The sequence below is a fragment of the Microterricola viridarii genome (assembly GCF_900104895.1).
GTDB lineage: Bacteria > Actinomycetota > Actinomycetes > Actinomycetales > Microbacteriaceae > Microterricola > Microterricola viridarii.
Genome location: NZ_LT629742.1, coordinates 470,803 through 493,888, shown reverse-complemented (window position 1 = coordinate 493,888; position 23,086 = coordinate 470,803). Strand labels below are relative to the sequence as shown.

At 68.4% G+C, this 23,086-nt stretch carries 23 protein-coding genes; 9 read left to right on the top strand and 14 right to left on the bottom strand.

Annotated features, from left to right (window positions below):
- Window positions 1-56 precede the first annotated feature (56 nt).
- The 3 genes from BLT62_RS02280 to BLT62_RS02270 form a co-directional block, all read right to left on the bottom strand.
- Window positions 57-1,427, bottom strand: a complete 1,371-nt coding sequence (locus BLT62_RS02280; protein WP_083362603.1) for an extracellular solute-binding protein — start codon at window positions 1,425-1,427, stop codon at window positions 57-59.
- A complete protein-coding gene (locus BLT62_RS02275; RefSeq protein ID WP_083362602.1) occupies window positions 1,424-3,148 on the bottom strand; it encodes a glycoside hydrolase family 13 protein in 1,725 nt (574 codons plus the stop codon). Before BLT62_RS02275 ends, BLT62_RS02280 begins: the two co-directional genes overlap by 4 nt.
- A 334-nt stretch (window positions 3,149-3,482) precedes the next feature.
- Window positions 3,483-4,490, bottom strand: coding sequence for a LacI family DNA-binding transcriptional regulator (locus tag BLT62_RS02270; RefSeq protein WP_331710511.1), 1,008 nt, complete (start codon window positions 4,488-4,490; stop codon window positions 3,483-3,485).
- Window positions 4,491-4,648: 158 nt separating this feature from the next.
- Between BLT62_RS02270 and BLT62_RS02265 the strand changes: the two genes are divergently transcribed.
- Window positions 4,649-5,371, top strand: coding sequence for a flavodoxin family protein (locus tag BLT62_RS02265; protein ID WP_083362600.1), 723 nt, complete (start codon window positions 4,649-4,651; stop codon window positions 5,369-5,371).
- A gap of 102 nt (window positions 5,372-5,473) precedes the next feature.
- Here BLT62_RS02265 and BLT62_RS02260 read toward each other — a convergent pair whose 3' ends face one another.
- Window positions 5,474-5,917, bottom strand: coding sequence for a hypothetical protein (locus BLT62_RS02260; protein ID WP_156786215.1), 444 nt, complete (start codon window positions 5,915-5,917; stop codon window positions 5,474-5,476).
- Between the two features lie 142 nt (window positions 5,918-6,059).
- Entirely contained in the window at window positions 6,060-7,073 is a 1,014-nt protein-coding gene (locus BLT62_RS02255; protein WP_083362598.1) for an LLM class F420-dependent oxidoreductase, read from the bottom strand.
- 55 nt (window positions 7,074-7,128) lie between these two features.
- Here BLT62_RS02255 and BLT62_RS02250 point away from each other — a divergent pair, with 55 nt between their 5' ends.
- Complete coding sequence (locus BLT62_RS02250) at window positions 7,129-8,157, top strand: LLM class flavin-dependent oxidoreductase (RefSeq protein WP_083362597.1); 1,029 nt, start codon at window positions 7,129-7,131, stop codon at window positions 8,155-8,157.
- A gap of 158 nt (window positions 8,158-8,315) precedes the next feature.
- Here BLT62_RS02250 and BLT62_RS02245 read toward each other — a convergent pair whose 3' ends face one another.
- The 7 genes from BLT62_RS02245 to BLT62_RS02215 all read right to left on the bottom strand — a co-directional run bounded on the left by BLT62_RS02245 (window position 8,316) and on the right by BLT62_RS02215 (window position 15,020).
- Complete coding sequence (locus tag BLT62_RS02245; RefSeq protein WP_083362596.1) at window positions 8,316-9,068, bottom strand: GntR family transcriptional regulator; 753 nt, start codon at window positions 9,066-9,068, stop codon at window positions 8,316-8,318.
- 70 nt (window positions 9,069-9,138) lie between these two features.
- On the bottom strand, window positions 9,139-9,849 hold the full coding sequence (gene deoC, locus BLT62_RS02240) for a deoxyribose-phosphate aldolase (protein WP_083362595.1): 711 nt from the start codon (window positions 9,847-9,849) through the stop codon (window positions 9,139-9,141).
- A 72-nt stretch (window positions 9,850-9,921) separates the two neighbouring features.
- Entirely contained in the window at window positions 9,922-10,377 is a 456-nt protein-coding gene (gene rbsD / locus BLT62_RS02235) for a D-ribose pyranase (protein WP_083362594.1), read from the bottom strand.
- Window positions 10,378-10,409: 32 nt separating this feature from the next.
- Window positions 10,410-11,981 carry a sugar ABC transporter ATP-binding protein gene (locus BLT62_RS02230; protein ID WP_083362593.1) on the bottom strand — a complete coding sequence of 524 codons (1,572 nt, stop codon included), beginning with the start codon at window positions 11,979-11,981 and terminating at the stop codon, window positions 10,410-10,412.
- Window positions 11,981-13,009, bottom strand: a complete 1,029-nt coding sequence (locus tag BLT62_RS02225; protein ID WP_083362592.1) for a sugar ABC transporter substrate-binding protein — start codon at window positions 13,007-13,009, stop codon at window positions 11,981-11,983. The genes BLT62_RS02230 and BLT62_RS02225 overlap by 1 nt, the downstream gene beginning before the upstream one ends.
- A 95-nt stretch (window positions 13,010-13,104) precedes the next feature.
- Window positions 13,105-14,106 carry an ABC transporter permease gene (locus BLT62_RS02220; RefSeq protein ID WP_083362591.1) on the bottom strand — a complete coding sequence of 334 codons (1,002 nt, stop codon included), beginning with the start codon at window positions 14,104-14,106 and terminating at the stop codon, window positions 13,105-13,107.
- Window positions 14,103-15,020 carry a ribokinase gene (locus BLT62_RS02215; RefSeq protein ID WP_083362590.1) on the bottom strand — a complete coding sequence of 306 codons (918 nt, stop codon included), beginning with the start codon at window positions 15,018-15,020 and terminating at the stop codon, window positions 14,103-14,105. The genes BLT62_RS02220 and BLT62_RS02215 overlap by 4 nt, the downstream gene beginning before the upstream one ends.
- A gap of 293 nt (window positions 15,021-15,313) precedes the next feature.
- Here BLT62_RS02215 and BLT62_RS02210 point away from each other — a divergent pair, with 293 nt between their 5' ends.
- Window positions 15,314-15,820 (top strand): GNAT family N-acetyltransferase, encoded by a 507-nt coding sequence (locus BLT62_RS02210; protein ID WP_083362589.1) that lies wholly within the window; start codon window positions 15,314-15,316, stop codon window positions 15,818-15,820.
- 140 nt (window positions 15,821-15,960) lie between these two features.
- Complete coding sequence (locus tag BLT62_RS02205) at window positions 15,961-16,380, top strand: GNAT family acetyltransferase (RefSeq protein WP_083362588.1); 420 nt, start codon at window positions 15,961-15,963, stop codon at window positions 16,378-16,380.
- Between the two features lie 25 nt (window positions 16,381-16,405).
- Here BLT62_RS02205 and BLT62_RS02200 read toward each other — a convergent pair whose 3' ends face one another.
- The gene (locus BLT62_RS02200) at window positions 16,406-16,849 is read right to left on the bottom strand and encodes an acyl-CoA thioesterase (protein WP_083362587.1); all 444 of its coding nucleotides are present in this window, start codon (window positions 16,847-16,849) and stop codon (window positions 16,406-16,408) included.
- 163 nt (window positions 16,850-17,012) lie between these two features.
- On the opposite strand from BLT62_RS02200, the gene BLT62_RS02195 reads away from it, so the two are divergent.
- Both BLT62_RS02195 and BLT62_RS02190 read left to right on the top strand, forming a co-directional pair.
- Window positions 17,013-17,462 (top strand): MarR family winged helix-turn-helix transcriptional regulator, encoded by a 450-nt coding sequence (locus BLT62_RS02195; RefSeq protein WP_172829610.1) that lies wholly within the window; start codon window positions 17,013-17,015, stop codon window positions 17,460-17,462.
- 87 nt (window positions 17,463-17,549) lie between these two features.
- Window positions 17,550-18,527, top strand: a complete 978-nt coding sequence (locus BLT62_RS02190; RefSeq protein WP_083365258.1) for a zinc-binding dehydrogenase — start codon at window positions 17,550-17,552, stop codon at window positions 18,525-18,527.
- A 112-nt stretch (window positions 18,528-18,639) separates the two neighbouring features.
- Here BLT62_RS02190 and BLT62_RS02185 read toward each other — a convergent pair whose 3' ends face one another.
- Window positions 18,640-20,094 (bottom strand): aldehyde dehydrogenase (NADP(+)), encoded by a 1,455-nt coding sequence (locus BLT62_RS02185; protein WP_083362586.1) that lies wholly within the window; start codon window positions 20,092-20,094, stop codon window positions 18,640-18,642.
- A gap of 154 nt (window positions 20,095-20,248) precedes the next feature.
- On the opposite strand from BLT62_RS02185, the gene BLT62_RS02180 reads away from it, so the two are divergent.
- From BLT62_RS02180 to BLT62_RS02170, 3 genes are all read left to right on the top strand, one after another.
- A complete protein-coding gene (locus BLT62_RS02180; RefSeq protein ID WP_172829609.1) occupies window positions 20,249-21,145 on the top strand; it encodes a LysR family transcriptional regulator in 897 nt (298 codons plus the stop codon).
- A gap of 141 nt (window positions 21,146-21,286) precedes the next feature.
- Window positions 21,287-22,201 (top strand): 5-dehydro-4-deoxyglucarate dehydratase, encoded by a 915-nt coding sequence (kdgD, locus tag BLT62_RS02175; protein ID WP_083362584.1) that lies wholly within the window; start codon window positions 21,287-21,289, stop codon window positions 22,199-22,201.
- A 100-nt stretch (window positions 22,202-22,301) separates the two neighbouring features.
- A complete protein-coding gene (locus tag BLT62_RS02170) occupies window positions 22,302-23,081 on the top strand; it encodes an amino acid ABC transporter ATP-binding protein (protein ID WP_083362583.1) in 780 nt (259 codons plus the stop codon).
- Window positions 23,082-23,086: the final 5 nt, after the last annotated feature.

The window sequence follows — 23,086 nt, the reverse complement described above, 5'->3', positions numbered from 1 at the left end:
GGGAGAAGGGGCGGATGCCGCGCTCCCGTGCGCGGCATCCGCCGGTCGTGCGGCGCCTAGTCGGCGTCGACGAGCGCCTGGATGGTCGTGTTCACCTGCTTGAGCAGGGCGTCGACGTCGGCGTTCTGGTCGGTGAGCACGGCCTGCACCACCACGTCCAGGGCGCCGTAGAGCTCCTGGGTGTGCGCGGCCGGCTCGCCGTTGATCGTGCGGCCGGCGTTGCCCTCCGCGAAGAAGCGCACCTGGTCCTGCGGCACGTTGATGTAGTCGGCGATCCACTCGCGCGACTGGTCAAGCGTCGCCTGGTCGAAGATCGGCAGGGCCGGGGTTCCGACGGCCTGACCGGCTGCGCTGAGCGTCTGGGCGTCCAGCACTGCGGCATCCTCGTCGAGGAGCTTGTTCAGGTCGTAGAACGAGATCCACTTCACGGCGGCCTCCTTGACGGCATCCGACGCCTTCACGTTGACGACGTTGAGGGTGCCACCGCCCATCACGGCGGCGTCCTGCGAGTCACCGAGCGGCATGGCGGCGAGGCCGTAGTCGTCAGGGTTCAGATTGTTCTCCCGGGTGAGGGAGGTGAAGAGGTCGGAGCCGCTGGTGTACATGCCGATCTGGCCGGCCGCAAACGCCTGGTTGATGGTTCCCCAGTCGAACAGGAAGTTGCTGCCCATGGAGTTGTCGCCCCAGCGGAGGTCCTTGAGGTACTGCAGGGCCTCCTTGGTGGCGGGGTTGTCGGCCGTGACGGTGACGGTGTCGCCGGAGACCTCCTCCATCGCGCCGCCGCGGGCGACGGTCGCCGCCGTCAGCTGCCAGCCGCCGGTGTTGTTCTGCGACATCTGCATGAAGCCGGCCTGGCCGGTCTTCTCCGAGATGGTCTTGGCGTACTCGCGCACCTCGTCCCAGGTTGTCGGCGGCTTCTCCGGGTCGAGCCCGGCCTCCTCGAACAGGGCGCGGTTGTACTGCAAGCCCATCGCGTAGGCCTCACGCGGGATGCCGAAGACGTTGCCGCTCGCGTCCTGCGCGGCCGCGAGCACGCTCGGGTTGAACTTGTCGTAGAAGGGCAGCGCCTCGACCTGGCTGGTCAGGTCGGCGAGCTGGCCGTTGGCGATGAGCGTCTTGGCGTCGGTGAGCGGGATGCGGAAGACGTCCGGCAGGGTGCCGCCGGCCAGCTGAGCCGCGAAGGTGGGGGCCGTCCACTCGTATTCGACGCCCTCGACCTCGATGTCTGGGTTCAGCTTCTCGAACTGGGCGACCTGCGCGTCGAAGGCGTCGAACGCCGCCTGCTCGGTGCCGGGGATGAGGCTGACCACGGTGATCTTGGTCTTGCCGCCACTCTCTGCCTCGGGGCTGGCCGTGCAGCCGGCCAGCAGTGCGGCGCCCGCGAGGGTCGCCACTGTGAGCATGAGCACTCGTCTTGGAGACTTCATTGTCGGATCCTTTCGGTGTGTTTGTGGTGCTGTGGGTGTTGCGGGGAAACTCGGAGCCAGACGGTGGCCTGGGCGGGGAGAAGGCCGCCGTCGAGGGCGCTGCTGCTGAGCAGAATGCTGTCGTGGGCGGGCAACGGGATCGCCGCCGACGAGAGGTTCGTGACGTTGACGAAGCGGTCGCCGCGGGCGAAGGCCAGCACGTCCGGATCGCTCGGCAGCCAGTGCAGCCCGCCGTCACCGAGCGCCGCCTCCCGCTTGCGGGTGCGCAGGGCCTGGCGGTAGAGCCAGAGCATCGAGCGTGGGTCGCTCTCCTGAGCCTGCACCGTGAGCGTCGCCCACTCGCTCGGCTGCGGCAGCCACGGCTGGGCGCCGTTGGCAGCCTCGGCAGCGTCGGCGCTGAAGCCGAACGGCGGCTCGGTGCCGCGCCAGGGCAGCGGCACGCGGCATCCGTCTCGCCCTGGATCCACCCCGCCGGAGCGGAAGTGCATCGGGTCCTGGATCAGGGCGGCCGGGATGCCCTCGGCCTCCGGCAGGCCCAGCTCGTCGCCCTGGTAGATGTAGAGCGACCCGGGCAGCGCCGCCGTGAGCAGGGCGGCGGCCCGCGCCCGGCGCACGCCGAGCTCGAGGTCAGTCGGGGTTCCGATGCGCTTCTTCAGGAAGTCGAAGGAGGAGTCGTCGCGGCCGTAGCGGGTGACCGGTCGGGTGATGTCGTGGTTGGAGAGCACCCAGGTCGACGGCGCGCCGACCGGGGCGTGCGCGGCGAGCGTCTGGTCGATCGAGGTGCGCAGCTCGGCGGCATCCCAGGGCCTGGTCATGAAGTCGAAGTTGAACGCTGTGTGCATCTCGTCGGGGCGCAGGTACTTGGCGAAGCGCTCGGCGTCGGGCAGCCACAGCTCGCCGACGAGCACGCGGGTGCCCTCGTAGGAGTCGGCGATCGCCCGCCAGTCGCGGTAGATCTGGTGCAGTTCGTCGCGGTCGGTGTTGGGGTGCTCGCCGGGGCCCGGCGCCTCAGGCACCTCCGGCAGCCCGGCGGCCTTGACCAGCAGCGCGGCGGAGTCGATGCGCACGCCGGCGACGCCCCGGTCGAACCAGAAGCGCAGGATCTCCTCGTGCTCGCGCCGCACGTCGGGGTGGTTCCAGTTGAGGTCGGGCTGCTCCGGGGTGAACAGGTGCAGGTACCACTCGCCCTGGCTGCCGTCGGGGTTCGTGGTGCGGGTCCACGTGTCGCCGGAGAAGTTCGACACCCAGTGGTTCGGCATCTCGTTGCCGCCCTCGCCGGCACCGGGGTGGAACCAGAAGCGCTCGCGCTCGGGCGAGCCGGGGCCGGCGGCTAGGGCGGCCTGAAACCAGGGGTGCTGATCGGAGACATGGTTGGGGACGATGTCGATGATGGTGCGGATGCCGAGCGCCAGCGCCTCGGCGATCAGCAGCTCTGCCTCGCGCAGGGTGCCGAAGGCCGGGTGGATGTCGCGGTAGTCGCTCACGTCGTAGCCGCCGTCGGCCAGCGGCGACGGGTACCACGGGTTGAACCAGATGGCGTCGACGCCGAGGTCTTTCAGGTAGCCGAGGTGAGCGCGGACGCCGGCGAGGTCACCGGTGCCGTCGGCGTTGCCATCGGCGAAGCTGCGCACGTAGACCTGGTAGATCACGGCGCTTCGCCACCAGAGGGCATCCGAATCCGTCGTCTCGATGGTGTCGGTTGCCAGAACGGGCAGAGTCACTCGGGGTTCTCCTCACACAGCCGCGCAGAGTTTCTGCGCCGGAGCCAGTTGTCGGTGGCGGAGCCCGGGGGCAACACCATCGTTGTGAGGTCGAAAGTAGTGTTTGCAACAAAATGATGCAAGTACTAAACAATTTGCAAACGGCTTGCGCTAGCTTGCGTCGGTTTGCGGCAGATTTCGGCTCGGAAAACGGCTCCGAAAACGGCTCTGGTCGCTCGATTCGCCGGGATTTCGACAAGCTCGCTCAGCGGGCAGGCCCACGCCCGGGCACGCGGGCATGCCTGGCGAAACTGCCGAGAAGGCCCGCTGGCTGAGCCTGACGGAACCCGCCGGCTCAGTGCGGGGGCCGGGCGGTGGAGGCCCGCACGACGAGCTCCGGCGCGAAGATCAGCTCGTCGCCGTGCGCATTGTCGCTGCTCATCTGGCGCATCAGCAGCTCGATGATCATGCGCCCCATCGACTCGATCGGCTGGCGCACCGTCGTCAGCGGCGGCTCGGTGCAGTTCATCAGCGCCGAGTCGTCGAAGCCGATCACCGAGACGTCGTCGGGAACGCGCAGCCCGGAGCGGCGCACGGCCCGCACGGCGCCGAGCGCCATCGGGTCGCTCGCGCACACGATGCCGGTGACCCCGGTGGCGAGGAGCTTGGTCGCCGCCGCCTGGCCGGCCTCAAGCGAGTAGAGCGAGTGCACGATCCGCTCCGGCCCGAGATCGACGCCCACCTTGTCGGCGATCTTCAGGGCGGAGGCGAGCTTGCGCCGCGACGGCATGTGGTCGACCGGTCCGAGCAGGAGCCCGATCCGTTCGTGGCCGAGCTGCACGAGGTGCCCGAACGCCTGCTCCATCGAGACGGCGTCGTCGCACGAGACAGTGGCGAAGTTCAGCTCCGGCACCGGGGCATTCACGAGCACAGTGGGCAGCTTGAGCTCGCGCAGCCGCTCGTAGTGGTCGTGCGAGGTGTCGGCCTGGGCGTACGCCCCGCCGACGAAGATCACACCGGACACCTGCTGGTGCAGCAGCAGCTCGACGTAGTCTGACTCCGAAATGCCGCCGGCCGTCTGCGTGCAGAGCACGGGGGTGTAGCCGTTCTGGGCCAGGCCCCCGCTGATCACCTCGGCGAACGCGGGGAAGATGGGGTTCTGCAGCTCGGGCATCACGAGCCCGACGAGCCGCGCCCGCTCCCCACGCAGCTTGGTCGGCCGCTCGTAGCCCAGCACGTCCAGCGCGGTGAGCACCGACTCGCGGGTGGAGGCCGAGACCCCCGGTTTGCCGTTGAGCACCCGGCTCACGGTCGCCTCGCTGACGCCCACCTTGCGGGCGACTTCGGCCAATCTCCTCGACATGCGCGCAAGTTTACGACAACCGCTGCAAATTCCTGCGCGCGGCGTGGAAGCGCCGCCCGCGAAGCTCGGGCCGGCGGGTGCCGTTCGGCGTCCCCGCGCCGCACGCGGCCCCTCCCCACCCCTAGCCAGCACCGGCATGCGGTGCTTGACTACGGGGCATGAGCTCCCCGACAGATTTAGAGTATGCGGGCCTGCGTGCACTGTTCATCAATTGCACGCTCAAACGCTCGCCCGAGGTCAGCAACACCCAGGGCATCATCGATCTGAGCGCCGCGCTGATGCGCAAGCAGGGCGTGCACGTCGACGTGCTGAGGGCGATCGACCACGACATCGCGACCGGCGTCTACCCGGACATGACCGAGCACGGCTGGGCCACCGACGAGTGGCCGGCGATCTTCGACACGGTGCGCGCCGCCGACATCCTGGTCGTCGCCGGGCCGATCTGGCTGGGCGACAACAGCTCGGTCACGAAGCGGATCGTGGAGCGGCTCTATGCGATGTCCGGCCTGTTCAACGACGCCGGCCAGTACGTGTATTACGGCAAGGTCGGCGGCGCGATCATCACCGGCAACGAGGACGGCGTCAAGCACTGCGCGTCGAACCTGCTGTACAGCCTGCAGCACATCGGTTACACGATTCCGCCGGCCGCGGATGCCGGCTGGATCGGCGCGATCGGGCCGGGCCCGAGCTACCTCGACCCGGGCTCCGGCGGCCCGGAGAGCGACTTCACCAACCGCAACACCACGTTCATGAGCTGGAACCTGATGCACCTGGCCGCGATGCTCCGGGCCAACGGCGGCGTGCCCGCCTTCGGCAACCTCCGCCGCGAGTGGGACAACGGCGAGCGCTTCGGCTTCGAGGCGAACCCGGAGTACCGCTAGCCGCGCCTCCAACGACGGATGCCGGGGCGACAGAGTGTGTCGCCCCGGCATCCGGGTGTCGAGCAGAGCGCTCGAGCGAGCTGCTGCGCTCGCGAGGTGGTGTTACTGGGCGGAGCAGTTCGACGCGGCCTCGACGGAGGCGTCCTGCACGGCCGTGGTGGCGGCGATGAGCGCCGGGTCGGTCTCGGCGTCCTCGGCCGGAGCCTCGGTCGACACGGTGGCGACGTAGGCGCCCGCCTCGCCCAGCGCGGCAGAGAACGACGAGAACGCGGCGTCGGCCGCGTCGTTCTCGACGGTTCCGATCAGGGCGTCGACGCGCTCGGTCAGCTGGCCGAAGTAGTCGGACTTGCCGGCCGGGTCGGCGGCGAGGTCGCCGGCCAGGGTGTTCAGGGCGCCGTTGGTGACGTTGCGCACCTCGGAGCAGGCCTCGGCGGATGCGGTGTTGGCGGGGGCCGCCTCGGGGGTTGCCTCAGCGGCGCAACCGGTGAAAGCGAGTGCGGCGCCCAGGGCGAGCGCGGCGACGGTGACCATACGGGTCGACTTCATGACTGTGTATCTCCTTGGGTGCGTGCAAGCGCAGACGATCGCGTGATGCCTGGTGAGGCCGGACGGATGCCGCAGCTGCGCGGCCCGCTTTAACGCGCAAAGGCGCCCCGGTAAGGGCGCCTTCGTCGCTTGCGTATACAGTCTACAGTTCGTCGCCCGCCGAGTCGGCGAGCGCCGGGATCACGGTCTGCTCGAACAGCTGCTGGGTCGAGCGGTCGTACGCCGCCTCGGGGAAGTAGTGGATCGAGTAGCCGAGTCCGTGCTTCTGGCGCTCGAGCAGGCGCTCGATCACCTGCTCCGGCGTGCCGACGCCCGGGGCGCCCGAGTGGTAGTTGGCGTGCACGTACTCGGCGGCGGTGTCCGCCCCGACGTGGCGGGCCATGCGCGCCTCGACGGCGTCGATGCGCTCGGCCACCTCGGCCTCGGTGTCGGCGATGATGGTGTTGAAGTTCGAGGAGCGGGTGATGCTGCCGAAGTTGCGCCCGATGGCCTCGCAGTGCCCGCGCAGCACGGCGCTCTTGTGGTCGAACTCCTCGAGCGTGCCGGTGAAGTTGGTGTAGTCAGCGTACTGCGCCGCGATCTTCAGCGTGACCTTCTCGCCGCCGCCGGCGACCCAGATCGGGATGCCGCCCTGCTGCGGCGGCATCGGCTGCACGATGGCCTTGTCCACCTGGTAGTACTGGCCGTCGAGGGTCGCCTCGCCTGTCGTCCACGCCTGCTTCATAATGTCGACGCCCTCGCGGAGGCGGCCGAGCCGCTCGGGGATGCCGGGGAAGCCGTAGCCGTAGGCGCGCCACTCCTGCTCGTACCAGCCGCCGCCGATGCCCATCTCGGTGCGGCCGCCGCTGATCATGTCGACGGTCGCCGCGACCTTGGCCAGGTAGGCAGGGTTGCGGTAGCTCATGCAGGTGCACATCTGGCCGATGCGCACGCGCTCGGTGACGGCGGCGAAGGCGCTCATCAGCGTCCACGCCTCATGCGTGGCCTGGTCGGTGGGGGCCGGCACGGTGTGGAAGTGGTCGTACACCCAGATCGACTCCCAGGGGCCGGCATCCGCCGACTGGGCCAGGGCCCGCATGGTGTCCCAGTGCTCACTGGGGTCGATGTCGACGAGGTCGTGGCGCCAGCCTTGGGGGATGAAAGTTCCGAATCGCATGCTCGGCAGTCTATGACGCAGGAATAACGGCGCGATCCCCGACGCTGCACTCGGTGTGAAACGCATCGGATTCCTCTCCTTCGGGCACTACCAGGCCATCCCCGGCTCGCGCACGCGCAGCGCCAGCGACGTGCTGCTGCAATCCATCGAGCTGGCAGAGGCCGCCGAGGAGATCGGCATCGACGGCGCCTACTTCCGCGTGCACCACTTCGCGAAGCAGCTCGCCTCGCCGTTCCCGCTCCTCGCGGCGATCGGCGCCCGCACCTCGCGCATCGAGATCGGCACCGGCGTCATCGACATGCGCTACGAGAACGCCCTCTACATGGCCGAGGAGGCGGCCGCGGCCGACCTGATCAGCGGCGGCCGGCTGCAGCTCGGCGTGAGCCGCGGGTCACCCGAGCCTGCCCTGAACGGCGCCCGCACCTTCGGCTACGTGCCGCCGGAGGGCATGGCGGATGCCGACCTCGCCCGCGTCAAGACGGAGCTGTTCCGCGCCGCCATCACCGGCGCCGGCGTGGCAGAGCCGAACCCGCAGATGACCGGCAGCTACGAGCCGCTCGCGATCGAGCCGCAGTCCCCCGGGCTCGCCGACCGCATCTGGTGGGGCGCCGGCAGCCGCGCCACCGGTCAGTGGGCCGCCGAGCAGGGCATGAACCTGATGAGCTCGACCCTGCTCACCGAGGACACCGGGGTGCCGTTCGACCAGTTGCAGGCCGAGCAGATCGCCATGTTCCGCGCCGCCTGGGCCGAGCAGGGCTGGGAGCGCACGCCCCGCGTCTCGATCAGCCGCAGCGTCATCCCCGTCACCACCGACGAGGACCGGCGCTACTTCGGCGGCCGTTCCAGCGAGAGCCAGGACCAGGTCGGCTACATCGACGGCGGCATCGCCCGCTTCGGCAAGAGCTACACCGGCGAGCCCGACCAGATCGCGGCCGAGCTGGCCGCCGACGCCGCCGTGCAGGCCGCCGACACCGTGCTGCTCACCGTGCCGAACCAACTCGGCGTCGACTACAACGCGCGCCTGCTGCAGACCATCGCCGACCACATCGCCCCGGCGATCGACTGGGAGCCGAACCTCGGCTAACCCTGCGCGCCACTTCGGCGGGGTCCGCGCCACATAGTGTGGCGCGGACCCCGCCGAAGTGGCGCAGGGCGCCCCCTGCCAGAAAGATCAGGCGCATCCGTGGGAGCTGTCGCCGCGTACGCACACTGTGCGACGTCGGAGCCAAGCATGCCCAGACGCTAGCGCCGCGACAGCAGCGAGGTGACCTGCAGCCGTCCGCTGTGAATCCAGACGTCGGAGTACTCGACGGGACGGTCGTCGGCGAGGTAGGTCACCTGTTGCAGGTACTGCACGGGCGAACCGGTCTCGAGGTTGAGCTGCGCGGCCACGTCGGCCTCGGCCGCCTGCGCGCTGAAGGTGCGTCGGGCGGCATCGATCTTGAGACCGTAGGCGCCCTCCAGTGTGCCGAAGAGGCTGGCCGTCGTGAAGTCGACGCCCTCGATTCCGGGCGCGAGGTCCGTACGCACATAGTTGAAGAGCAAGGCGACGGGCCCGCGGTCGGTGCTGCGCAAACGAACCAGCTTCAGCACGGAGCCGCCGGCGGGAACGTCCAGCAGTGCGGCGATCGGCCGCGGCGGGTCGATGAGCGAGCATTCCAAGACCGTGGTCGTGGTGACGATGCCCTGGTTCGCGAAGTCCTCGGAGAGCGTGCTGAGCTTCTGAGCAATGGCAGGCTCGATCGTCGTCGAGGTGACGAACGTCCCGCGGCCCCGCACCTGACGCAGCAGTCCCTCTTGGATGAGCGTCGTCAGGGCTCGGCGGAGCGTGCCGCGGCTCACGCCGAGGTCATGAGCGAGCTCTGGCTCGCTCTTCAACCGATAGTGCGCGGGCCACTCTCCCGATGCGATTCGGGAGCGGATGCCCTCTGAGATCTGCGCATGGATGGCGACGGGGGCGTCGCGATTGATCGCTGCGCTCGACGTGGTGCTCACGAAACTCCCTAGGACTCGATAATGCTTACCACCGCCCCGACTGTATACACAATCGGGGCGGTGGGGGCGATCAGTAGCTTGTCGTGTTCTCGTCGCTCGAGTCGGTGACGATCGCGATGCCCGCGCTCGTTCCGAGCAGCACGGCGCCGGCCCGCAACAGTTCGAGGCCCTGCGCGTAGCCCTTGATCGACCCAGAGGCCTTGACCAGCACGCCGTCGCGGGCACGGTCGACGAGGAACCGAACACTGGTCGGGTTCGCGGTCTCGATCTGGCCGCTGCTCGCGTTCTTCAGGTAGGACGCGCCGGCCTCCATGGCGAGTTCGACCGCGGCCTCCTTCTCGGCATCCGTCAGCAGCGGCAGCTCCAGCATTACCTTGACGGGAATTCCCGATGCGCGCACGACACCCGCGATGTCCTCCCGGAACTCGTCGAACATGCCGCTCTTCAGCCAGCCGAGCTGCACGCCGATGTCGAGCTGGGTCGCCCCGAGCCGCGCGATCTCGGCCGCCTCGGCGGCCTTGCCGGCGCTGGTCATCACACCGACGGTCGGGAAGTCGAGGGCGGAGGCGATGCCGATGCCGGTTCCGGCGAGCTCGGCCGCGACAAGCGGCACCCAGGATGCCGGCACCATGGCGGCGTTGAAGCCGTACGAGATGGCCTCCTGCGCGTGCGCCACCATCTCGTCGCGGGTCGCCCCGACGTCGATCTTGGTGTGCTGAATGTACGGCGCCATCTCGGCGGGGGTCAGTGTGAGGTCGGAGTGGTTGCTTGTCTCTGTCACTTGTCTATCTTTCTCTCGTGGCTGTGTGGCATGCCGCGCATGCCGGGGGTGGGCGCCGACGACGCCCGGGGTTCAGAGTTTGGATGCGTAGTAGTCGGGGGCGATGACGCCGTCGCCGCCGAACCAGCGTGGAACGTCGACGCCGCAGAACAGCCCGATGTTGCCCCACGGCTCGAAGGCCCCGGTGCGAACGATGACCTTCGCCTGCTTGGCGAGCTCGCCGAGCACCTCGGCGTGCGGGCGTGTGGTGAACTCGGCGTCAGCGAAGCGCTCCTTCAGCCAGTCGTCGAGTCGCGGGTTGTTGCTCGGAACGTCGTCGGCGCGCACGACGCCCTCCACGATGATCTCCTCGGCGATGAGGCTGATGACCTGGCGCAGGTCGGGGAGGTTCGGGGCGATGGCAAGGTCGATGCGGTGGGCGTCTCGGGGAATCGGGAATCCGGCGTCGACGATCAGGATGAGGTCGGTGTGGCCGAGCGTGCCGAGTGCACCGCTCAGTTCGGCGTTGAGGATGCCGTTGCGCTTCATAGCGGTCCTTTCGTTGGGGTTGGGTTGGTGGTTCAGGCGGCCGAGGCGACCGCGCCGGTGGCGAGCGCCATGATCGACTCCTCGGTGGCCGAGGCGGTGTCGACGATGCCGACCAGGCGCCCCTCGCTGAGCACGGCGATTCGATCGGTGATGGTCAGCAGCTCGGGGAGGTCCGACGACGAGCAGAGCATTGCGACGCCGCCCTTGGACAGGGCGAAGAGCTGCTCGTAGATCTCCGCCTTCGCGCCGACGTCGACGCCGCGCGTCGGCTCGTCGAGCACGAGCACGGTCGGCTCGATGGCGAGCCAGCGGGCGAGCATGGCCTTCTGCTGGTTGCCGCCGGAGAGGTTGGTGATGGGTTGGTCGATTGTCGCCGTCTTCACCCGGAGCGCCGTGGCGCGCTCGCTCGTGCTGCGGTCGAACGCGCCGCGCCGCACGAGGCCGAGCCGGCTGAGCGCGCGCACCGTGAGCACGCCGATGTTGTCGCCGACGCTCATCGTCGTCAGCAGTCCCTGCGCGCGGCGTTCGCCGGGCACGAAGGCGAGCTTGGCTGCGACGCTCGCGATGGGGCTGCGGTTCTCATAGAGCTGGCCCGCGAGCGCGACCGTTCCGCCCGTGCCCTTCTCTGCCCCGAAGATGTTGTGCAGCAGCTCGACCCTGCCGGAGTCCGGCAGGCCCGCGACGCCGAGGATCTCACCGGGGCGCACCTCGAAGCTGATTCCCGAGTGGCGTCGCCCGCTCAGCTCGGCGATCGCGAGGGCGGGGGTGCTGCCGGATCGGTCTGCGGCCGGGTGCAGCTCGGCCCGGCTGGTGAACTGGCCGAGCTCGCGCCCGACCATGGCGGCGACGGCCTGCTCCGGCGTCGTCTCGGAACGCCGCCAGGATGCGACGTGGCGACCGTCGCGCAGTACCTCGATCTGGTCTGCCAGAGCGAAAACCTCCGGCATCCGGTGCGACACGTAGAGCAGGGTCGTCCCGCCGGCCTTGAGCTTGGCCATGAGGGCGAAGAGCCGGTCGGCCTCAGCCGGGGTGAGCATCGCCGTCGGCTCGTCGAGGATGAGCACGCGGCAGCCGCGGGCGATGGAGCGCGCGACGACGACCAGCTGTTGGGTGGCCATGTCGAGCGTGCGCACCACGGTGTTCGGGTCGAGCTGCAGCTCGAGCTCACTCAGCAGCTCGAGCGTGCGCTGTACCATGGTGCGCTTCGACGGGAACAAGCGGTTGCCCGGCTCGACGCCGGCGAGGATGTTCTCGGCGACGGTGCGGTCGGGCAGCAGCGAGAGTTCCTGCGGCACGATGGCGATGCTGTGCTCGGTGAGCATGGTGTGCGGGTCGTAGGCGTCGACCTCCCGGCCGAACAGGGTGACGCTCCCGCCGCTCGGCGGCTGGAGACCGGCAAGGATCTTGAGCAGCGTCGACTTTCCGGCGCCGTTCTCTCCAAGCAGCGCGGTCAGCTCGCCGGCCGGCACGTCGAAGCTCACGTCTTCGAGCGCACGCACCGGGCCGAAGCTGCGGCTGAGGCCGCGGATTCGAATCGCAGGCTGGGTGCCGCCGGTCTGAGCCCGCAGATCTTCAGGGCCGCCGAGGGGCGAGAGCGTCGTCATTAGCCTTCCACCGTTGCTTCGCCGAGGTTCTCCTTCGTGATGAACTGCGCGCCGGTGTCGACGCCGCTGATCGCGGTGCCGTTCGTCAGGAAGTCATAAAGCACCTTGACGGCCTGGAAGCCCTGCTCGGCCGGGTTCTGGCTGATGGTGAAGGTCACGACGCCGTTCTCGACGAAGTCGGCGGTCGATGGCAGCAGATCGAATCCGACCATCGTGATGGCGCCCGCGTTGCCGGACTGCTGGATCCACTGTGCACCGGCGGTGGTGGAGCAGCAGTCCAGGCCGGCGATGGCGACGACGCCGGACTGGCCGGCCATGGTCGACTCGACGGTGTTGTAGGCGGCGTTCGGCTCGTTGCCGACGTTCACCGGCCCGACGATCTCCAGCTTGCTGCCCTCGAGTCCCGCTTCGAACCCGCTGAATCGCTCGTGCGACCAGCCGGCGCCGGTGTCGAGGGAGAACACGACGACCTTTCCGGAGGCGTTGGCGCCGAGCGCAGCCACGAGTTCCTCGGCCTGCGACTGCCCGGAGCCCTTGAGGTCCTGGCCGACGAAGCCCATCTGCTGCGAATCGGGGTTGTCGGTGTTGAAGGAGATGATCGGGATGCCGGCGTCGTAGGCCTGCGCGATGATCGGCTTCAGTGCGTCACTGGATGCCGATGAGACGGCGAGGGCGTCGACGGACTTCTGCTGGATCAGCGTCTGGAGCTCGGAGACCTGCTTGGCGGCGTCCCCACCCGTCGGTCCGATCAACTGCACATCGGCGCCGAGCTCCTCACCGGCCCGCTCCATGCCCTCGCTGATGGGGGTGGCGAAAGCGAGGGAGGGGTCGTGGTAGCTGAGCTTGATGCGCAGCGGCTCACCAGCGTCGATGCGCTCTTGAATGTAGTCGGCGAGGTGGAAGCTGCCGTCGGCGGCTGCGCCGTCGTTGCCGGAGGTGATGGCGCCGCATCCGCTCAGGGTAAGCGCAGCTGCCGTGGCGATGGCACCGACCGCGCGCAAGCGGCGGGTCTTGGTTCGGATAGACATCAATACTCCTTTGGTTGTGTCCGGGCGGGATGGTGCAGAGGGGTGGTGCGGAGGGGGCACAGCCGACTGGCCGGCCCGACGAGCGGGGGGGGGGCTCAGGCCCTGGTCTTGCGCTTGCGCTGCCAGGTGTCGGCCGCGACAGCGGCGACGATCACGAGACCGGTGACGACGGTCTGCCAGAAGGACGAGATCCCGTTGATGTTGAGGATGTTCTGCAGCAGGCCGATGAACGCGACGCCGATGATGGTTCCCCACATCGTTCCGGAGCCGCCGAACAGGGCGGCGCCGCCGATGATGACCGCCGAGATCACGGTGAGCTCGAGGCCCGTGCCGGTCACACCCTGCACGTAAGAGAGGAACGAGAGCCCGAGAACGCCGGCGATGGCCGCCGTGAGGCCGGAGAGCACGAAGGCGGTGAGCTTGACCGTCTTGACGTTGATGCCGACCAGCCGCGCCGCCTCCTGGTTGCCGCCGACCGCGTATGTGTTGAATCCGAGGCGGGAGCGCGAGAGCAGAACGACGCCCAGCGCCGCGATCACGGCGAAGATGATGAGCTGCATCGGCACGACGCCGAAGAGCCGGCCCTGGCCGAGGAGGGTGAACTCGGCCACACCGGGCTGCTTCGCGCTCAACGAGATGGGCGCGCCATCCGAGATGAGCAGCGTGATGCCGCGGAAGACGCTCAGGCTGCCGAGGGTCACGATGAAGGACGGGACGCCGAGCAGCACCACCGCGAGGCCGTTGAGCAGACCGGCCACCGCACCGACGCCGAGGCCGATCAGGATGGCGACGGGCCAGGCGAGCCCTGCCGCGATCGCCATGCCGGTCGAGATGGCCGCGAGCGCGTAGATCGAGCCGACCGAGAGGTCGATCTCGCCATTGATGATGACGAAGGTGGCGCCGATCGCCATGATGCCGATCTGCGAGATCTGCTGGCCGACCGAGAGCAGGTTTCCGGACTGTGCGAAGTTCGGCGACAGCACCGTTCCGAGAATGAAGAGCAGAACGAGAGCGGCGAAGACGCCGGCCTCACGCGCATGGAGAAGCTTGCGGAAGTCGAAAGAGGCCTTCGGCGCAAGCACGGAGGTCGCGGTCATCGGGTCGATCCAATCTCGGGGTTCAGCTGGTCGCGGGTGGGGAGGGAGGGGATGACGCCGGCGATCGTGACGGCGTGGGCGCCCGCGGCGGCGGCAAACTGGGCCGCGTCGCGGAGGGAGCGCCCCTCGGCGATGGCGACGGCCAGCGCCGCGGTGAAGGAGTCGCCCGCGCCGGTCGTGTCGACGACCTTCTCGACGCGCAACGCCGGAACCTCGGCTGTGCCGTCGGCGTCGGAGACGAGCGCCCCGCGGCCGCCGCGGGTGAGGATGGCCGATCCCCCCGTGCGCCGCCGGAGCTCGGTGATGAGCTCGGCGTCAGTCAGCCCATGGTCGGGGGCGAGGCCGAGCAACACCGGCGCCTCGGTCTGGTTGGGGGTGATGATGTCGACGAGTGGCCACACCGCGTCGGGGAGTTCTTGGGCCGGCGCGGGGTTCAGCAGCGTGGGTGTGCCGACCTCCCTGCCGATGCGCAGCGCCGCCGTCGCGGCGGCGAGCGGGATCTCCATGGAGACCACGAGGATGTCGGCGGCGGCGATCTCGGCGCGGAACGGCTCGATCGATGCGGCATCCAGTTCGTCGAGTGCCCCCGGGGCGATCGAGATGCAGTTCTCGCCGGAAGGATCGACGAGGATGAACCCGACCATGGTGGGGGCGGATGTCGTGACGACGTGTTCGGCGTCGACGCCCTCCGCCCGCCAGAGCGTCGTGGCCGCACGGCCGAAATCGTCTGCGCCGATGGCGGTGAGAAACGAGACGTCGGCGCCGAGGCGCGCCGCGGCGATGGCCTGGTTGGACCCCTTGCCTCCTGGACCCTCCTGGAACGCTCCGCCGGAGACGGTCTCGCCAGGGGCGGGAACGCGGGGAACGCGCATCGTGAGCCCGACGCCGTAACTGCCGACAACTGCAATCTTCATTGATTCGAACCGAACTTCTTTGTACGTGGACAACTATGAACATGGCGAGTATATGTTCAGGGTTGTCCACATGTCAACGCTCGCACCTCGGAGTGCCGAAACAGCGAACATCAGGGTGCACGGCGACCCTCTGGGCCTGGCTACACCCTGTTCGCGCGTGTCCCGCGGTCCAGCCCGGCGCACCAGGCAGACCCGGCGCATTGAAACCGACTTCCGACAGGGCCGGGAGTCGCCTACCCTACGAGGATGCCTGAGTCGATCGTGCGCCACCGTGCGCCAGCCACGGGGCGGCGATGAGCCTCGCGCATGTTGCCGACGCGTTCCGCATCCGCGCGGGAGCGCTGCCCGACGACGTGGACCTGTGCGCCGAGATCTGGGTGCGTGCCGTCGAGGCGCGGGACGGCACCGTGGATGCAGAGGCGATGGCCGAGCGAGTGCGGTCGGCCTTCGGGAATCCGATCGTCCGATTCGCCGTCGTGGATGCCCCGCGGCACGGGTTCGCCCTGGTGGAGTCCGGTCGCGCCGATCCGAGGGAGGCGCTGTTGCACTTCCTCGCCGTTCACCCGGGTGGCGTCGGGAGCGGCGTCGGCAGGGCGCTCCTCGCCGATGCGGTGGAACACGCCGCACGCGCCGCGTTCCGCTCGCTCACCCTCGAGGTGCGCACGACCAACGTCAGAGCGATCGAGATGTACACGCGTGCCGGCTTCGTGCCGTTCGGCGGGCAGATCCCGCATCCGCTCGGTGGCGACCCGATGCAGTCGTACCGCCTCGCGCTTGCCGGCCCGGCCCCGGGCTCCTGACGCCTCTGCGCCCGGCGTCGTTGCCCCACCCGGGCCGGCCCGGCGCCCTGCGCCAGTTCGGCGGCCTCCGCGCCCGTTGAAGTGGCGCGGAAGCCGCCGAAGTGGCGCAGGGCGCCCCCTCGGTGCTTGAGACTGTTGTGATGCAGATCAGACCCTTCCGCCCCGAGGACACCGACGCGGTCATCGCGCTCTGGCAGGATGCCGGGCTCACCCGGCCCTGGAACGACCCGCGGAAGGACATCGCCAGGAAGGCGACGGTGCAGCCCGAGCTGTTCGTGGTCGCCACCGACGACGGCGGCCGCGTCCTCGGCTCCGTCATGGCTGGCTACGACGGCCACCGGGGCTGGATGAACTATCTCGCGACGGCATCCGATGCGCGGGGGCAGGGCGTCGGGCGGCTGCTCGTCGCGCACGTGGAGGCCGCCCTGCTCGAGCTGGGCTGCCCCAAACTGTCACTGCAGGTGCGCACCACGAACCCGCAGGTCGTCGCCTTCTACGAACACCTCGGCTATGGCATCGACGACACCATCGCCCTCGGCAAGCGACTGATCACCGACTAGCCCGCGAACGGCCGAACGGTGCGGCTCAGCGCTCCGGCAGGCGAATCGCGCCCGTCGCCGGGTGCTCGGTGGGCATGCGGTCGCGGTTGTACGTGATCTGGGTGAAGCCGTGCGGCTGCGGGCGCCCGTCGTCGTCGAGGCTCACGAACACGAGCTTCTCGATGGAGAGGATGACCCGCCGGGTGATCATGTTGCGCACGACGGCGCGCATGGTGATCGAGGTGCGGCCGAAGTGCGTCGCGATCAGCCCCATCTCGATGAGGTCGCCCTGCAGCGCGGAGGCCTGGAACTCGATCTCGGAGATGAACTTGGTCACGACCCGGAAGTTGCCGAGCTGGATGATGGCGTAGATCGCCGCCTCCTCGTCGATCCAGCGGAGCAGGCTGCCGCCGAACAGGGTGCCGTTGGCATTCAGGTCCTCTGGCCGCACCCATTTGCGGGTGTGGAAGTTCATGCCGTCATCGGACATCGTGGGAAGTCGTCGCGCGTTCACGCCCTCAAGCGTACGCTCGTGCAATTCATTGGGGTTGCCCGCAGATGACGGCCGTGTGACGACCCCTTCGCCGGGCCGGAGTGCCGGGCGGTGCACGACTTAAGTTGTGCACAATGTAGTTGTGTGCAACCATTTATCTATGGCCGTGACTGATGAGATGGTGTGCTTTTCCCTCTATGCGGCGACCCGCGCCACGACCCAGGCCTACCGCCACCTGCTCGAACCGTGGGGGCTCACCTACCCGCAGTACCTCGTGCTGGTGACGCTGTGGCTGGAGGGCGACCAGACGGTGTCCTCGCTGGGCGAGCACCTGCAGCTGGATTCCGGCACGCTCTCCCCACTGCTTCGCCGGATGGAGGAGGGCGGCCTCGTGCGGCGGGAGCGGCGCACCGCCGACGAGCGCGTGGTGACCGTGATGGTCGGCGACCGCGGCCTGGAGCTGCGCGCCGAGCTCGCCGGCATCCCAGCCAAGATCGCGGCCGGCACCGGGCTGTCGGACGAGAAGTCCGCCGCCTCCCTCATCGAAACCCTGCAACACCTCACGGAGACGATGCGCGCCGTGGGCGCGCATCCCGCCGCAGAGGGCTGACCCGCCCGCGGCATCGGCCCGGGCATCCGCCCCACATTGACCTCACCACTACAGTCTCGGAGGACTACCCAGATGAGCAACACCACCATGAACGCCCTCGTCCACCCCGAATTTGGCGACCCCGCCGCCGTGCTGAGCCTGCAGGAACGCCCGCTTCCGCTGCCCGGCGCCGGAGAGGTGCGCGTGCGCACCCTGCTCTCCCCCATTCACAACCACGACCTGTGGACGGTGCGTGGCACCTACGGCTTCAAGCCCGAGCTGCCGGCGCAGGCGGGAACCGAGGCCGTCGGCGTCGTCGACATGCTCGGCGACGGCGTGACCCACCTGGCCCTCGGCCAGCGCGTCACCACCGGCGGGACGTTCGGCGTGTGGGCCGACTACTTCGTCGCCCCCGCGTCGGCTCTCATCCCCGTGCCGGAAGGCCTGTCAGACGAGGCCGCCGCGCAACTCGTCTCCATGCCGTTCAGTGCACTCAGCCTGCTGCACTCGCTTGACCTGCAGCCGGGCGATTGGCTCATCCAGAATGCCGCCAACGGCGCCGTGGGCCGCATGGTCGCCCAGCTTGGGGCGGCTCGCGGAATCAACGTCGTCGGCCTCGTCCGCCGCGCCGAGGGCGTCGAAGAGCTGCGCGCCCAGGGAATCGAGCAGGTCATCTCCACCGATTCTGAGCACTGGCGCACCGAGCTCGCCGCGCTCACGGAAGGTGCCGGCATCCGAGTGGGCATCGACTCCGTCGGCGGCGCCGCCGCGGGCGACGTCCTGTCCACGCTGGCGGCGACCGGCACCCTCGTCGTGTTCGGGGCCATGGCATCGCCGAAGCTCGAGCTCTCCTCTGGCGACGTCATCTTCAAGCAGATCACCGTCAAGGGCTTCTGGGGCAGCGTGGTCAGCCGCGAGATGCCGGCAGAGCTCAAGGGACAGCTGTTCCAGGAGCTGATCGGGCGCGTGCTCGACGGCACCCTGACGCTGCCCGTCGCCGCCACATTCGACTTCGGCGACATCACGGCGGCGGCCGCCGCCAGCGCGGAGCCGGGCCGTATCGGCAAGGTTCTCCTGCGGGCCTAGCCGGCGCACGCTGTTTGGCCCCACACCCGAGCAGGGGGTGGGGCCAAACGCATTTCTGGATGCCGCCCGGGGGCGGCTGCGTGCAGGTGCCGCTGAGGGAACGGGCGAGAGCCTAGCCGAGCGCGCCGTTCACACGACGGCGGATTCCGAGCTCGTTCTCATCGCGCAGCTCGGCCGCCAGCAGGTGCTGAGGGAGCCCCTGGAAGGCCACCGGCCGCAGGAAGCGAGTGATCGCCGCGGTGCCCACCGAGGTGGATGCCGAGGCGGTGGTGGCCGGGTATGGCCCGCCATGCTGCTGCGCGTAGGTCACCGAGACCCCCGTCGGCCACTGGTTCCAGAGGACCCGGCCAGCCTTCTTGGCCAGCAAACGGATCAACTCGGGCGCGATCTGGTCCTCGTCCTCCCCCACGATGGTTGCGGTGAGCTGGCCTTCCAGGACTCTGGCGACATCGAGGAGCTGCGCTTCGTCGTCGTACTCGACGACCAGTGCCGCCGGCCCGAAGACCTCCGCCAGGAGGGCCTGTGGATCGTCCAACAAGGCGGCGATGTCGGTCGCCAAGAGGGTGGGGGCCGGCGGCCCGTCGGTCGCATCGTCGCCCGCGCACAACACCCGCACCGCGGCATGGCTCCGCACGTCGGCGAGCGCATCGAGGAAGCCGGACTGGATGCGCGCGTTGAGCAGCTTCGCCGCCGGCGGCAACGTGCTTCCCGCAAGACGGGACGCCAGGTCAGAGGCGCGCGGCACGAAGAGGATGCCCGGCTTCGTGCAGAACTGACCGGCTCCGAGAGTGAAGGATCCCACGAACTCCTCCGCGATGCTCTCGCCCCTGGCCGAGGCGGCAGCGCGGGTGACGAAAACGGGATTGACGCTTCCGAGCTCCCCATAGAAGGGGATGGGCTCGGGGCGGGACTGGGCGAGATCGAAGAGTGCGCGACCACCGGCGATGGACCCGGTGAATGCACCCGCCTTCACGAGCGGATGCTGCAAGGCGAGCCGGCCGGCCTCTGTGCCGAAGATGACCGCGAAGACCCCCGCGGGGGCACCGGCACCGGCGAGGGCGTCGCCAACAATCTCGGCGGTGCGCTGGGAGAGGCCCGGATGCCCGGAATGCGCCTTGAGAATCACCGAGGAGCCGGCGGCAAGCGCGGAGGCGGTATCGCCTCCGGCAACGGAGAACGCAAACGGAAAGTTGCTGGCCGCGAAGACGACGACCGGGCCGACCGAGATCAGCGAGCGGCGCAGGTCGGGGCGCGGCGCGCCCATCGGCCAGCCGTCATCCGCGTGGTCGATGCGCACATCGAGGTAGCCGCCCTCTTCGAGCGTCTCGGCGAAGATCCGGAGCTGGAACGTCGTGCGTCGCAGCTCGCCGGCGAGTCGTCCCTCAGCGAGGTTCGTCTCGGCCATCGCGATCGGGATGAGCTCGCCAGCGGCATCGTCAAGGGCGTCTGCGACAGCCCTGAGCACGCGACCCCGCTCGGTGGCACTCGTAGACGCCCAGACATCCGCCGCCCGATCCGCCCCAATCGCAATCTGTTCGACGTCTCGGGCCGTGGTTGCGTCTGCCATGGTGTGTTCTCCTGCCGGCTGCTTCGGTGCGTATCCCGGCCCATGCTAGGTCGAAGCGTTCATGAGGCGCCAAGCCCAAAAACGCATTGGGTTATGCTGCGAAGGTATCGTCGGATCAACAACTGCGGCGAGCACTGACCCCAACGAAGAGGCCATGTTCACTTTTGACCAGCTCCGAAGCTTCATCGTGCTTGCCGATGAACTCCATTTCAGCCGCGCGGCCGAGCATCTCAACATGACGCAGCCGCCGCTCAGCCGGCAGATCCAGAAACTTGAGGGTGAACTGGGATTCTCGTTGTTCGACCGGAGCAAGAAGAGCGTGCGCTTGACAGCCGCCGGCGCGGCCTTCCGCGACGAGGCGGCGAAGATCCTGAGCATCGCCGAGGCATCCAGGAACACCGCCAGGCGCATCGCAGACGGGGAAGCCGGTGAGATCAAGATCGGCATCACAGCGACAGGGATCATGGGTCTGCTCGGTGACATTCTCGCCAACATCGACGCGGTGGCACCCGAACTGCGCGTTGACATTCACGAGATGGTGTCCCGGGATCAGATCGCCGCGGTACTCCGAGGCTCCGTGGACATCGGGTTCGTGCGCGAAACGCCACCGTCACCCGATCTCGTGTCCACCCTCGTCCGGCGCGAAGCACTGGTTGCCGCGATCGGCAGCAAACATCCACTCGCAGTCACGACCCGCCCCCTCTCGGTGGAGGAGCTGAGTGGAGAGAAGATCCTCACCTACTCGCCGCACGAGGCACGGTACTTTCGCAGTCTCGTCGATACGGTGCTCGCGACGGTGAACACTGTGCCCAGCCAGGAGATCACGCAGGTGCACAGCATGCTGAGCCTGGTCGCCGCCAACAAGGGCATCGCTCTCGTTCCTGCCTCCGCCACGCGGCTGGGCATGTCAGGCATCGCTTACCGCAGCATCGCCGAGAACCGTGAGCCCATCGTGCACTTGCACGCCATCTGGCGGAGGGATAACACCAATCCTGCCCTCCGACCCACCCGGAACGCCTTGGAACGGCTCAGCTCCTCCGCACTCGTGTGAGCGCCGCACCCCAGCCATGCTGGAAAGGTATTGGAGCATTCAAAAGTGCTGTTGATGAGGCATGTTGCGATCCTTACGCTGAGACAACCGTCGGGAAGCCACTCCCCGACTCATCACCTCAAAACAAAGGATGACGTGACTTTGACTGCGTACAGCCCGGAAGACCTTGCGGCAAAAATAGGGAGCGGTCTCCTCTCCTTCCCGGTGACAGCTTTTGCCGATGACCTCAGCTTCGACGAGAAGCGATACCGCGAGCACGTTGCCTGGATGAGCAGCCACGATGTTGCCGGGCTGTTCGCCGCCGGAGGGACTGGCGAGTTCTTCTCGCTGACCAACGACGAGATTTCGCGCGTCGTCACCGCCGCCGTCGATGAGGCGTCCGAACGGGTCCCCGTCCTCGCACCGGCCGGCGGCTCGCTGCCGAACGCGATCGAGCAGGCCCGCATCGCCGAACAGGCCGGGGCCGCCGGGATCCTGTTGTTCCCGCCCTACCTCACGGAGGCGTCGCAGGATGGCCTGGCCGCGTACATCGAGGGCGTCTGCGCGAGCACCAACCTGGGTGTCGTCGTGTACAGCCGCGCCAACATGTCACTGCAGGCCGACACCGTCGCCCGTGTCGCTGAGCGCAATCGGAACCTCATCGGCTTCAAGGACGGCGTCGGCAGCATCGACCAGATGACGAGGATCTACAGCCAACTCGGCGATCGCCTGATCTACATCGGCGGGCTTCCGACTGCCGAGACCTTCGCACTCCCCTACCTCGAGCTCGGCGTGACCACCTACTCGTCGGCCATGTTCAACTTCGTTCCCGAGTTCGCGCTGAGCTTCTACGCGGCCGTCCGAGCTCGCGACCACGACTTCGTCTTCGCCGGCCTGCGCGACTTCGTGCTGCCGTTCTTGGAGATCCGCGACCGCAAGCAGGGGTACGCGGTGTCGATCATCAAGGCGGGCCTCAACGTGACCGGTCGTGAGATCGGCCGCGTCCGCCCCCCGTTGACCGACCTCACTGAAGCAGAGAACGAGTCATTGCGCGCTCTCATCCAGCGGGTGCAGTAGCCGCACCCATCCTTCCCCGGCCTGGCCTGCCGCCCGCGTCATCCGACGCGCCCGGCAGGCCGGTCCGACGGACACCGACCCGGAAATGAGCACGCAGGTAATGGATCTCAACAACACAGTCTCGATACCCTCGCTGACGGCGACGAATCCGCTCGTGATCCTCAACAAGGTGAACAAGTTCTATGGTGAGAATCACGTGCTTCGCGACGTCAACACCATCGTCAATCGCGGAGAGATCGTTGCCCTCATCGGTCCGTCGGGCGCGGGCAAGTCGACCCTCTGCCGCGCCATCAACCGCCTGGAGACGATCAGCTCGGGCGACATCTTCATTGATGGCGTCGCATTGCCTGACGAGGGGCGCGAACTGGCGACGTTGCGCGCCGATGTCGGAATGGTGTTCCAATCCTTCAACTTGTTCGCGCACAAGACTGTGCTCGAGAACGTGATGCTCGGGCCGGTGATGGTGCGCCGGACCAAGAAGTCGGATGCCCGTGCGCTCGCGCTCGAACACTTGGACCGCGTGGGAGTCGCAGACCAAGCCGACAAGATGCCCAGCCAGCTCTCGGGCGGCCAACAGCAGCGCGTCGCCATCGCCCGTGCCCTCGCGATGGGCCCCAAGCTGATGCTCTTCGACGAGCCGACAAGCGCACTGGACCCTGAGATGGTCAGCGAAGTCCTCGACGTGATGCTTGCCCTCGCGAAGACCGGCATGACGATGGTCACCGTGACCCACGAGATGGGCTTTGCCCGCGAGGCCGCCGACCGCATCATCTTCATGGCGGACGGCCAGATAGTCGAAGAGGCCACCCCCACCGAGTTCTTCTCCGCCCCCAAAACCACGCGCGCCCGTGACTTTCTTCAGAAAGTGTTGGCCCGCTAGACCCC